A 13,416-nucleotide genomic window follows, 5' to 3' on the forward strand; every position below is an offset into this window, starting at 1 on the left:
TTTTCTACCATGCTCTTATCTGATTCAATTTCATTCGGCTTCAGTCGACCGGTACCTCTATTGTTGCAAACCGAGGCTGCGGAATGCAGTCTTGCATGCTTGGGCATGATAGCGGGATACCATGGTTTTCGAACCGATCTTGCAAGCTTGCGTAACCGCTTCTCGGTCTCGTTAAAGGGCGCAACACTGGCGCATTGTGTTGATATTGCGAGTGAAATAAAGTTAGCAACCCGTGCCGTTAAAGTGGATTTAGATCAGTTAAATCAGCTGGCACTACCATGCATGTTACATTGGAACTTCAACCATTATGTAGTTCTGAAATCAGTTAGTTCGAAATTCATAACCGTGCATGATCCTGCGGTGGGAGTGCGAAAAATTTCGTTAGAAGATGCGTCGAAGGCATTCACTGGCATCGCTCTCGAAGCATGGCCGCAGACGGACTTTGCTCCAGTACAAATGATTCAAACGATCAAGCTGCGTCAAATGCTCGGCAGGACAGTTGGAATTGCGCGTTCGTTTGGCCAAATATTTCTGTTAGCGCTGGTGCTTGAAATCTTTGCTTTAATCAATCCATTTTTTCTACAATGGGTCATTGATGATGTTGTCGTATCAGCTAGCCACGAATTATTGACCACATTGGCACTCGGTTTTGGTCTACTCATTCTATTGCAAGAAGCTGTTGGGGCAATTCGCCAATGGGCTATTCTATATCTCAGCACAACACTTTACATTCAATGGAATGCTAATGTTTTTACGCATCTTTTGCGTTTGCCTGTCCAATATTTCGAAAAGCGTCATCTCGGTGATATTGTTTCCCGATTTGGCTCTATCGAACATATACAGCGAACACTCACGACATCATTTATCGAGGCTATGCTAGACGGCCTTATGGTAACTGTGACGTTAATCATGATGTTTATATACGACAAAAACCTTACCTTTGTTGCCCTGACTGCGATGGGTTTATACGTTCTCTGCAGATGGATATGGTATATGCCACTCAGAAATGCCACCGAGGAACAGATTATTCATGCTGCCACGCAACAGAGTCATTTTCTTGAATCAATTCGCGGGATTAAAGCCATAAAATTATTTCAACGTCAAAAAGAGAGGCATTCGCGTTGGCTGACCTTGTTAGTAGAACAGATTAATGCAAACTTACGGACGGAAAAGCTACAGTTAATCAATGGATTGATTAACAGAATTTTATTTGGTATTGAAAATATTGTTATTGTATGGCTTGGGGCAAAACTGGTCTTGAATGGAAATTTTAGTGTAGGTGTTTTAATGGCATTTATTGCGTATAAAATGCAATTCAGTAACCGCGTCACCTCTTTAATTGACAAGTTTTTTGAAGTTAAGATGTTACGATTACAAGGGGAGCGCCTGGCTGATATTGTGTTCACCGAATCTGAGCCACTTTCGAATGAATGTAATATTTCAAATGATAGCGATTTCCTGCCAACCATTGAGGTCGTCAATTTGCAATTCCGTTACGCTGATCATGATCCTTTTATTCTCGATGGCGTTAGTTTTACAATTTATCCTGGAGAATCGGTGGCACTTTCGGGGCCATCAGGTTGTGGCAAAAGTACGCTATTAAATATTCTTTTAGGAATACTTCCGCCGACCAAAGGGGATGTCCTTATAGGCAAGGCCAGCATTCGAAGGCTAGGTATCAATGCACTTCGTCGAACGATTGGAACAGTTCTTCAAGACGACGTATTGTTTGCCGGCTCGATTTCTGAAAATATCAGCTTTTTCGATCCACTTCCTGATCACGCATGGATCGCAGAATGTGCTGTCATGGCTGCTATTGCAGAAGAAATTAACGCAATGCCCATGGGCTACAATACTTTGGTAGGGGATATGGGTACTGTACTTTCCGGGGGGGAAAAGCAACGTATCCTTCTTGCCCGTGCTTTATATAAACGCCCTACTATCTTGGTTCTTGACGAGGCTACTAGCCATCTTGATATTGGCAAAGAAAGCCAGGTAAACGCGGCTGTACGTTCACTTAACATAACGAGAATAATTGTCGCACACCGTCCGGAAACTATCGCATCGGCAGATCGAATAATTGTGCTGCTTGGCGGGCGTGTGGTACAGGACGAAAAAATTCTGCGCCCGGCTGACGCGACACCCTCAATCGCCGCCTAGATCATTTACAACATATCTCTCGAAGTCAATTAAGATATTTAGTCAGTTTCACTTGGAAGTAGTAAAAACAATCGAGAGTACTTTATGAAAAAATATTATTGTTGAAAGAAATTGATATGCATAAGATTAAATTTATATTCGCTGCAGCGCTAATTTTAATTTCAGCTAATTCCAAATCAGTTGAGCTTTTCGATTCAATCCATTTCTCCGGAAAGATTTTTAGTTCAACTGGAGTGATTCCAAAGAAACTATCAGTGTTGGCGGACTGCCAAGACCAGCGGGAACGCATTCTAGGTAAAATTGAAGGTGGCCAGTATCATATTGATCTGCCACCTGGCATCACTTGCAGTATCGTGATTGCCGAGTATGAATGGGATTCTGATCCTCAGCCTGTATACGATGCCCGTACCGCAATAGCGCTTCCAGTTTTGATCTATCCGCGGCAGGTACCTGAACCTGGTCTCGCTCGCGAATTATTAGAACTGGGTCGGCAAGACAGTGTGATGCGGCGATCTTGGGCTACTGAGAGGAAAAGTTTGACCTCGACGAAGAAAATGCAAATTGATGATAGTTTGCGGCAAAAACGCCTGAGGCAAATTATTGAAAAGAAAGGCTGGCCAACGCACTCCATGGTAGGAGCGCAGGCTGCGCGCGGAGCTTGGCTTATAGCTCAGCATTCATCGCCTGAGCAATTAAAGCACTGGTTGGCGTTGATGCGGAAAGCGGCGAGTAAACATGAAATCAACCTTGCAAATCTTGCGACGTCGATCGATCGCGTACTTGTCAACGATAATAAAATGCAGCTTTACGGCACCCAATATCGTAAACGCGAGGACGGCGCCATCGAATCCCAGCCGATCAAGGATTTTGCAAATATCGATGCGCGCCGCTTCGCCATGGGTATGTCATCTTATGCGCAATACCTCGAGGTCATTCAATCCGCCCCACACTAAAGTCTTAAACCGCGCTGTCGCAGTGGAATACCAGTACAGTCGTTCTTTTTCTATCGACGTAGGGCCTATTCAAATCAGTGAAAAGGCACTTTGCGGCCAATGTTACCGATAGCGCGTCTTAGAGCGCCTAACAAAACGTCGTCCAGAGAAACAAACGGCCCCGAAGCTGGTCAAACCCACCTGACATTGTTTTCGGGAGCCGCGCCATGGCTAAAGCCCTTCTTCCTGACGACCTGTGGGCGCTGATTCAGCCATTGCTACCAGCATATCGTCCTTCCCCCAAAGGCGGGCGCCCTCGCATTGACGACCGCGCCGCTTTGACCGCCATCCTGTTCGTCCTCAAGACAGGTTTGCCTTGGGAATATCTTCCCCGTGAACTGGGCTGCGGCAGCGGCATGAGTTGCTGGCGGCGCCTGCATGCATGGCAACAGGCAGGTAGCTGGCAACGCATCCATGACGCCATGCTGCAGCACTTGCGGGAATACGACCAGATTCAATGGGAACGCGCCAGTGTCGACTCGGCCAGCGTGCCATCCCCCCCTCGGCGGACAGCATACCGGCCCCAATCCCACCGACCGCGGCAAGCTCGGTTGCAAGCACCATCTGCTCGTCGATCAACGCGGTCTGCCTCTGGTGGCGAGCATATCAGGGGCTCAGGTACATGATTCCCGCATGCTGGTTCCTCTGCTTGAGGCCGTCCCTTCAGTAGCAGGTCTTGCTGGCCGTCCACGCAAACGTCCTGCCAAACTGCATGCCGACAAGGCCTATGCTTCGCGCGCCCATCGGGCCTGGTTGCGCAGCCGCGGCATCGCTCCACGCATAGCCCGCTATGGCATCGAATCGCGCGAACGCCTGGGTAAATGGCGCTGGGTGGTCGAACGCACACTCGGTTGGCTGCACCGCTTCCGCCGATTACGCATCCGCTACGAGCGCCGTGCCGATATCCACCAGGCATTCCTCTCGCTTGCCTGCATACTCATCTGCTGGAGATACATTCAGCGGTTTTGTTAGGCGTTCTAAGTCCTAGAGCAAGTTATTAGAGACGGTCGGATAACTTAGCGGAAATTTAGTCGGTGCAGTAGCAACGATCCCATGGCCAGGTAAATCACCAGCTCCATTTGGTGGACTGGACCAAACCACTTTGTGCTAGAGCTTGCGATACGTTCCAGTTCGAGGGGATTACGGCGGTGACAGACAGGAGTGTGGAAAGGAAGAACGAAAAGCTACCAAGAGTAAAAATGAAAACAATGCTTAAACTTCGTGATAACGTCACGCAATAAATAGTTACAGCATCGGTTGGTTGTTCCAGTACTTTTTGGACTGCAGCGCTTACGTTATCCTTCATAAATCGTTTTATTAAGGTGATTTTTTGGCAATTTTTGACATCGAAAAAGACGACCTACTGCGTTTGTCGGAGACACAACTGGAGAATTTCATTGCTCGCCTTGCCGAAGCAGAAGTAGCAGCGCACGGGCATAGCCCTGCTTGGGTAAGTTGGTCAGGTTCGATCAATGCTCCGGACGAAGGAATTGATATTCGCGTCCAGGTTCCTGTAGACAAACTCAATACAGGGTTCCTTGAAAGGGCGGATACCATTCTTCAGGCCAAGAAACATTCGATGCCAAAGGGGGATGTGACGAACGAAATGGTCACGCGTGGAGTTTTGTCATCAACGATTAGGGCGCAAGGTGCGAAAGGTGGTAGTTACATCATTGTCAGTTTGGCCGATGATTGCTCGCCCCCGATGAAAAATGCACGGATGTTGGCGATGCGCAATGCTTTGAAGGACGATCCCAACAAATCCAATATTCATTTGGACTTTTACGACCGCTCGAAACTAGTTCAATGGGTACGACAACACCCTTCAGTGATGCTGTGGTTAAAGGGGCAACTTGGGCAAGGAAACTCGGGTTGGCAGGCATACGGAGCTTGGAGTAATCCGCCTCGAGGTGTTGACGATACGCTGATTTCGGCATCAGGCGTCTCAGTCACGTTGCCTTCGCAAAGGCATGAAAAGCTTAGCCTTGAAAATGCCATCGAACCGATGAGAGACCTCATCAGGACTACGGCTAAAGCGGTTCGCATCACTGGGTTATCTGGAGTAGGAAAGACCAGGATCGTACAGGCACTGTTCGATGAGGCGGTTGGTAAAAATGCACTCGATCGCACATTGGCAGTCTACGTCGATACTGGTGCGAATCCGGACCCTTCGGCTACGGCGATGTTGGACAGGCTTGTTGCAGAGCGCCGGCGTGCCGTTCTGATACTGGATAACTGCCCATCAGATTTACACTCTTTGCTTGCCAGCAGGGTATCAGCCGCAGGCGGTGAAGTGAGACTTATCACCGTTGAGTATGACATCAGAGATGATAAGCCTCAGACAACCGAGGTAATCCACATTGAAGCAGTCGGGTCCGAAATGGCGGAGCAGCTTCTGATTCGCCGCTTCCCGGGTATTGGCCAGAACAACGCTCGCCGTATAGCAGAGTTTGCAGATGGGAACGCGAGAGTATCCTTGGCAATCGCCGAGAGGGTAGAGGCAGGCGAGAGCTTGGCTCAGCTTTCTGACACTCAGTTGTTCAGTCGCTTATTCGAACAGCGTAATCAGCCGGACAACGAGTTGCGGGAACAGGCTGAGATATTGTCCCTGGTATATTCGTTTTCGATCTCAAACGGGGAGGTTGGTGACCAGGAGCTGGACACACTTGGCTCGATCTTTGGCCATTCTCGTACCCAGTTGTTTAGATCCGTAAACAAGCTATCGGAACGCCATGTGGTACAAAAACGGGCACATTGGAGAGCCATCCTGCCGCATGCTATTGCGAACAAACTGGCGGCGTCGGCACTCGATAGTATCCCGGTTGATAAACTCAGGGCAGTCTTTGAAAGACCGGGCCATCAACGATTACTAATGTCATTTGCACACAGGTTAGGTCTGTTGCACGACCATCCGGTAGCAAAGGAGATCGTTGAGACTTGGCTCCAGTCTGATGGTCTGCTAGGGAGGATATCAGAGTTGGATGAGATGTCACTCCGAATTCTAGACTATATCAGCCCAGTTGCGCCTGAAGCTCTCCTTGACAGGATAGAAGCAGAACTTTCTACACCTGATTTCAAAGGTATGCATCCTCGTTACAAGTTGCAGCGGACTACGATTCTTAATCTATTGCGATTGTTGGCATACGAAGCAGAAGCTTTTGACCGTTGCCTTAGACTGCTGATCCGTGCGGCGGATTACGAAGATGAGAGCAACAACTTTGACGCGGTTCGAGCCAAGATCAGTACTTTTTTTCAAGCATACTTATCTGGCACACATGCTTCATTAGGACAGCGGATCGCGATCATAAACGAGTGCTTTTCATCAGAAGTGGCGGGACGGAAGTCGCTAGGTTTCCGCATGCTTTCAGCGGCCTTAGGTGGGCCGCGGTGGACGGGAAGCGTTATGAGCGAATTCGGTGCTCGTCCCAGAAACTTTGGATTTCATCCAAACCATAAAGAACTCGTGGAGTGGCGTAGTGCCTTCGTCGACGTCACAGTGAAATTGGGCACATGTGGTGATACTGATCTTGAGGGGCCCGCACGGCGGACTTTGGCGAATGCGTTTCGGGTGATGTGGCGCCAGGAGGCAATGAGGGGGAAACTCGTCGATGCGGCCCGTAAGTTGCATGCTTACCAACCTTTTGGCGAGGGTTGGAGAGCCGTTCGATCAACGATTAACTTCGACTATTCCAATCGCCAGGGCAAGGAAAATTTCCATCGCTTACCAGAAGAGCTCGCCGCCTTGGATAGAGAATTGAAACCCAACGACTTGGTGCCGTCAATAAAGACATATGTGCTAACTAAGGGCAGCTACGGGTCGCTGGATACCGATTTTTGTCATGGAGGTAATAATTATGATGAAGCTGAGAGGCGGCTCCAAGCTAAGGCACTGCGCTTGGGTGAGGACTTTGCTACATCGGCCCATGACCTTGATGAATTGGGATCCAACTTGTTTTCCAATGATTGGATGCCCTATCGTGTCACGTTTGGGAGGGGGTTGGCGAAGGGGGCTCTTGATCTGCGAGCTGGATGGCGAAAACTCGTTGAACATCTGGAACAGCAGACCGAAGCCAGCAAGAATTTTGCAGTCCTTGGCGGCTTTATCGAGGAGACTAATTCTGTCAATCCTGCTTTAGTGCAGGAGTTGCTCGACCAATGCTTACAGCATCCAGAACTTCGACAGGTATTGGTCGGCTTGCACCCGCAGCGCGATTTCAAGGAATCGGACCTAAGCCGTTGCGAGGTGCTTCTAGATCATCCAGCCACTTACCTTGGGATGTTCGGGCCAATCTTTTGGCAAGACGGGTACGCCAATTTGCCCGCGCGACGTGTACTCAATCTCGCGCAGCGACTCCTGACAAAAACGAATGGCGATGATGTGGTTTTGGATGCGCTGAGTATGAAGTTGCACGACAAAGATGTCGCATTGGACACTCTTGGTCCCGAATTGCGACTGGTCGGACTGCGAGCTGCGATCCAGAGGCTACAAAGGGATCAAAATGATTTTGGCGGAAATGTGGATTATGCCATGGAGAACGTCGTAAGTGCCGCGTTGCGCTTTGATGGCAATGAAACCGAAAAGTTGGTGTGGCTTGATACAATTTTCGCGGTTATTGATGCGAGCTATGGTCATGTCTATGCGTTTGAAAATGCCATTCAGGCGACTATCGCACTGATGCCAAAGGCGTTCCTCGATCGCGCTTTTCAAGGTACTGAAAAGCAACAAGATCTACGATTGTTGTTTATTAGCAATGACAGCCTTGATAAGCCACCGCTCACGCAAATTAATGTCGAAGAGCTGATTGAATGGTGTAATGCCCGAAACGATAGCAGCGTTTGGGCATCTGTTGCGGCAGGTATCACCGTTTGGTCTAACCAGGGAGATACGGAGACGGTTAAGTTGTCCGATTCAGCGATGAAACTGTTGGAGGCTTCAAGCAATCCAGAGGTTGTTTTGGATGCTATTGCTGATCGCGTATTACCTTCAATTTGCTCAGGTGGATTGGCGAACGCGATGAAACCTAGAGCTGCTGCAATTGGCATGTTGGTTGAACATAAGAACGTGAAGATTGCTGCAGCGGCAAAATCAATATCTGAAAAACTTGCGAATCGAATCGAGCGTGAAAAGGAGCGTGAACAACGAGAGCATAAGGGTCGCGAACAGCGGTTCGAGTGAAGCAAGTCTGCTTTAATGATTGATTATTAAAAAAAAGCTTGGTTGACGATGGTATATAATTATAATTTTAATATTATTTAAAGGTCGCTGGGATGTGCTTGGCCGGAGGGGAGGGGCGGTCCGCCATTTGTAGCCGATCTCCGCTTTGGCCGTCTCTTTTTTTGGGCAAGTTGCACTTTATTAAATGCCGATACGGCTCGACTGACTGTCTAGTTCGAGACGTGAAAGGCGGAGGTAATGTGGGGCATGGTAAAAGCGGTAGATAGATAAGTGCGTCCCATTGTTTCGTCTTTGTCGCTATAGCGGGCGTGATATTACGCGAGTGGCAGGGAGACAGCGTGGCTCTGAAGATCGGCGTATCCTTAAATTCATCGGAGCGCTTCGATTGCTGTTGGGCTGAAATGAATGCGTTGTCGCCCAGAAGAATCGGATAACAATGCGAGCAAGCGGACTGGTGTCTCCTATCCCGGCCGCGACAAACCGGCAACAGCGGATTTTGCAGGTGAGGGTATTTTTGAGGGTATCAGTAACTGAATGGTTTGGAAAACACCGAAAAATCAAACGCTTAGCCAGCTCATTGACCATCGAGTGGGAATAATCTCCCGTCCGGCAGCCGCTGGCACAGCCGGGTAGATAGATGAGGCCAAGCCCCTGATTTTTCAGGGGCTTTTTCTTTTTCGGGATAGCTGCTCCGGCAAGCTCGGGTAACGCCGAGCAGCTTCTCTTGATGGTGCTCAAGATGGTATGTCCTGCCTGGCGTGATGCTGTGGGGGCACGCATACGATCAGGCTGACCCGGCCGGGAGCGCATCCGTGGGGCCCGCTTATTGGCGGGCAGTCATGCCATCGACCAGTTGGCGCAACTGATGCCTGCGGGCAGTGGCGTGCGTTATCGCACGCTGCCCCGTTTCAGTGGGCCGCGGGGTAGCCGGCGCCGTTCCGGTTCAGCCGCCCCGGGCATAGATACCGGACTTGCGTCCCGACAGACCTGTTTGTCCGATAGGGGTGTCTTTTTTCGGACGGCGAGGCAAAAAATGTGCGAAATATGGTTTTATTTCGGATGGACTGCCTGAAACCATATTCCCTACGTCAGATCCTGCAGCGTTGCCTTCCCATTCTCAACAATCAATTCTCCTATCTTCCACTCGGCGCCGTCGCCGAGCGCTGGACACTGCAGTTCGCTGGAAGTGATTCCCAGATTGATCACGCACGCCAGGTTGCGCGGTCCAAGTTCACCGGTATTGGAAAAATTCCTGGCCATGATCCGGTATCGTTGGCCGTGCCACAGACTGATGTCTATCCTTTCCTCGCCAGGACCTTGTCGCACGTCCTTTTCCAGCCGCGCGAAGGGCGGCTGCGCCAGGTCACCTTGTTCATTGAAATCGATACGCTCGACACGACCATCCGCGTGCTCGATGTCCAGTAGCAGGTCCATATCGAGCAGCGTTTCATCCCAGCGCAGAACGATGGTGGCCAGGCTGCCAGATTTCAGCGGCAGCGCGCTGGCCGGGGCCGGACGCGAGGTTGCGGGTAGCGGAAACAAGGTCCGTTGCAAGGCGTTGCCCAATTGCGCCGATTGCCGTTCATTTTCTGCGCTCACGCCTCCCATAAAGCGGATACGGCTGTTCAAGTCCGAAGTGACGGCTGCCGTCAATGCCGCTGGATTGATCGGGCCGTGATTGACAACCAGGACGCTCGCAGCAGGACAGCTGGTGGCATAGTCCCTGGCCGCCGCCGAGAAATTGGCCACGCTGGGCGCAAGATAATGCTTGCACTCCAGTACCAGATGGGTGGCCGCATTATGCGAAGTAGCGAGGGCGGGGCGCAGGATGCGGAAGTCGGGCTGGATGCCTTTCTTGCGCTTGCTGCTGGTGCCCACCAGTGCCGAGCGCAATTCCGCCCAGATGTCGAATTGCTCGCCGTTATAGACATAGGTGGCGAGCCGGCTGCCGCCGAAGGCAAACGAGAGGCATCCGTCGACGACATGGTAGTGAAACGATTCGGCATGTTCGCGCGCCGTGCACAACAGGACACGGCCCGTCCACACAGAGAACAATTCATGCCGCTTTTTCCAGCTTGGCAACTGAAGCGAGTCGAGCAAGTCGTCATAAGTGCGTTTCACCCAGTCCTGGTGTTGCTCGATTCCTGCCAGCAGAGGCCCCAGCGCAGCGGCCGTGCCGCCAGCGTCGAGCGAGCCATTTGCCGCTTGTGCAGCGATTTGCTGCACTGCCTCAAGCGCCTGGACATCCCAATAGTTGCTCGCTGCCCCAAGCAGCCCGGCGATTTTTCTTTGCCCCTCGCCATCCGGGGCGACGCCAGGTTCCGGGGCAGCCTGAAACGCCGCCCAGCGCGTGGCGCCAAACTTGCTGCACAGTGCTCTGAACTCGCTGGCCAAGCCGGTGACATCGCATAGCACTTTATCGAGCGCGGCATGGCCGCTGACTGGCGCCGCTGGAACGGCAGGAAAACCGGCGGGCACAGACGCAAGTGACGTCTTCACGCCGACTTGCCTCAAGCCGGGCAACAAGTCCCACAATTGCCTGGCCGAAGGCAGTTCAAAACGCGAAACCAGCACGTTTTCCACCCGTTCCACCACTTCCCGGAATTCTTCCAGCGTGTATCGGACAGGATCGCTGACCGCGTCGAAACGGAACTTCAGGTCCAGCGTGCCACTATCGCGTCTGGCGCCAGCATCGGCCAGCATTTCAAGCAAGTCGCGCATCATGAAGGCGTAGGCGCGCTGCGACGTCAGCAAGGCCACCAGGAAGCGCTCGATGCTCATCGTGGGTAGGGGCGCGGCGGCATCAAGATCGAGCCAGTCGGCCAGGGGGCCAGGATGGGCAGATAGACCCAAGGCTTCTTTCAGGCTGATTTCCACGTCGGCATCGCGTCCCGGCACGCCGGATTTGCGCCTGATTTCAAGCCCGGCATCCGTCTGGAGCCGGTGCCACAACTGCGGCGGGGAGGTCAGGGCGGTCATGGCGCATCACACCTTGGGAGCTATTTTCACGACCGAAAGAGGCTTGGAGGCACTTCGGTCCAGCGATTTCCCGGCCACGGGGCCAAGGTGGCCCAGGTGAGTGACGCCGGCAAGAAACGCGGCAGCCAGTTCCCTTTCCCTCTTGCCCCTGTACACCGCAAGCAGCTGATGCCAGCCTCCGCCCGCCAGCGCGGGCGCCAACGCGGTAGTGGTGGGCTGCATCGCACCAAGGAAGCTCTTCAGGCGCGCTTCCCGATGTCGCTGCCAGCCTTGGCCGCCTTGCGCGCCGGCTGCGTGGAAACGGTCGATCAGGCGGTCCGCCGCCATCTCCCCTGCGCCGCTGAGGGCCGCGATCCTGGCCGCCGGCATATCCAGATTCAAGCCGCCTTCGTCGGGACGCTGGCTGATCTGGACTATGCGGTCCCGGAAACCGGCATAGGGAAACATGATCTCGTCGCGCCAGCATTGCATGGTACTGATAATATCGCGGAAAAAGCCCAGTAATCCTGTGAGCGGCGTCCGCCCGTCTGGTGGCCCCCAATGGCGATGGCGCCCGCCACGGTTATCCTCGGCCAGATAAATTCGTCCACCCTGATTGTCGGCCTGTTCCGGTTCGGCGATCGGATAGTCGGGATGCGCGGGCTTCAGATTGATCGCAAACGTGGGATGCCCAGGCAGCATCGCATCGAACATATGCAGCGGCATGTTGCTGCTGATGCCACCGTCCGAGAACCACGCCCGCGTGGCCCGAAGCGGCGTTGTCGGCGGACCGCTGTCGTCATTCTTCTTCAAACTGCGGTCGATGGCATACAGCGGCACGGCGGACAGCAAGATGGGAAAGCTCAGGCTCATCCGCACGGCGACAAGCACCGGCAATGCCGCGCCGCGCGGCAACGGGCGCAATGCCTTGCCCTCGGGGCTGAGCACCGGCCGGCAGGGCGCCGTGCCATCCGACATGCAGGCGCCCAGGTGCGCCATGATCGCTGGTGGAAACAGCGCCGCCCATTCTTCGGGGTCGTAAAAAAACGGCGGCGTGCCGGCCCGGAACGGGATCTCGTAAGCCATCTGCTGGCTGACGGCGGTCGTCATGACGGCCAGATGAATCGCCCGCCGGGCGAGAGGATCGTCGTGCCCCCACAGGTGGCCAAACGTCAGGGGCGGACCGGCCGGATCGAGTCCAGCCAGCGTATTGAGGTAGCCCGCCAGCCAATTGGTCAAGCCTTCCTGCGCGGTGCCAGCGGCGTCGTCCGGCGTACTGCCGCTGCACAGGCCATAGCCGTTCTTGTCCAGCCCTGCCAGGACGGCCTGCGCAAACAGGGTGCCGAGCAACGCCACCAGTCCCAGCCAGAATAATAGCTCGACCACGATGATGCCGAGCGCCGTCGCCATGCGTTGCAGCACAGACGCGTTGCCTCCCTCTGCCAGCAAAGGCAGCAAGGTCAGGCCGAACAATGCCGCCGCATACGCCGCAACGTGCGCCCAGCGGCGCTGGCAGGCGCTGGCTACCGCCGGCGCACCTAGCGACGGCAGCAACAACTTCATGCTCAACGCCAGCGGCGCCAGCGCCAGCGTCTCGGCGCCCGGATGCAAGGCCTTGAAAAACGGCCATAGCAAGAGGCTGCCCAACAGCAGGCAGATGGCGACAATGCCTGCATGCATGTTGAGCAGGCCAAAGAAGATGCCTGGCAGTGCCTGCTGCTGCGGCGTATTCAATGCCTGCACCAGCACGGAAAAATGGCTGCGCAACGCCGCGGTCGGCTGAAACAGGGTGAAGAGCTTGGAGCGGCCATCGGAGGTGGCTGTATCGCCCAGCAATTCCGGAAGTTGCGCCAGTGTCTCGAAGGAAACCGGATTGCCGTGGCTGCGGCCGTACTCGGCCGCAGCGCAGGCGCCAGCCGCTATTGCGCCGGCCGACGTGCCGCCGATATTCTTGAACGTGTACCTTGAGGCGAGACGCGCGATCAACTTGGGATAGATCACGCCGCTGGTGATTCCTCCCTTCATCACGAGATCGCACAGGTCGGGAGGCGGAGATGATGTACTCATTGAAGGGCTTCAATAGCAGAATGTCGTAGGCAAGATGACATTATCCATGTTGCAAGCAAGTAA

At 53.3% G+C, this 13,416-nt stretch carries 6 protein-coding genes; 4 read left to right on the plus strand and 2 right to left on the minus strand.

The window, feature by feature from the left end; genetic code table 11:
• The first annotated feature begins 9 nt into the window (after positions 1–9).
• From AC3RCJ_RS13560 to AC3RCJ_RS13575, 4 genes are all read left to right on the plus strand, one after another.
• Positions 10–2,160, plus strand: a complete 2,151-nt coding sequence (locus AC3RCJ_RS13560) for a peptidase domain-containing ABC transporter (RefSeq protein WP_492963384.1) — start codon at positions 10–12, stop codon at positions 2,158–2,160.
• 116 nt (positions 2,161–2,276) lie between these two features.
• Positions 2,277–3,113 carry a DUF6624 domain-containing protein gene (locus AC3RCJ_RS13565; protein WP_492963386.1) on the plus strand — a complete coding sequence of 279 codons (837 nt, stop codon included), beginning with the start codon at positions 2,277–2,279 and terminating at the stop codon, positions 3,111–3,113.
• Between the two features lie 206 nt (positions 3,114–3,319).
• A protein-coding gene (locus tag AC3RCJ_RS13570; RefSeq protein WP_492963388.1) for an IS5 family transposase occupies positions 3,320–4,124 on the plus strand; the annotation gives its coding sequence in 2 pieces (ribosomal slippage) (positions 3,320–3,655 and positions 3,657–4,124; 804 coding nt in all).
• A gap of 358 nt (positions 4,125–4,482) precedes the next feature.
• Positions 4,483–8,328 carry a P-loop NTPase family protein gene (locus tag AC3RCJ_RS13575; protein ID WP_492963390.1) on the plus strand — a complete coding sequence of 1,282 codons (3,846 nt, stop codon included), beginning with the start codon at positions 4,483–4,485 and terminating at the stop codon, positions 8,326–8,328.
• Between the two features lie 1,083 nt (positions 8,329–9,411).
• On the opposite strand, the gene AC3RCJ_RS13580 is transcribed toward AC3RCJ_RS13575, so the two are convergent.
• Positions 9,412–11,307 (minus strand): DUF8600 domain-containing protein, encoded by a 1,896-nt coding sequence (locus tag AC3RCJ_RS13580; RefSeq protein ID WP_492963392.1) that lies wholly within the window; start codon positions 11,305–11,307, stop codon positions 9,412–9,414.
• Between the two features lie 6 nt (positions 11,308–11,313).
• The gene (locus tag AC3RCJ_RS13585; RefSeq protein WP_492963393.1) at positions 11,314–13,353 is read right to left on the minus strand and encodes a hypothetical protein; all 2,040 of its coding nucleotides are present in this window, start codon (positions 13,351–13,353) and stop codon (positions 11,314–11,316) included.
• Positions 13,354–13,416: the final 63 nt, after the last annotated feature.

Source organism: Janthinobacterium sp. GW822-FHT07H11 (assembly GCF_058798615.1).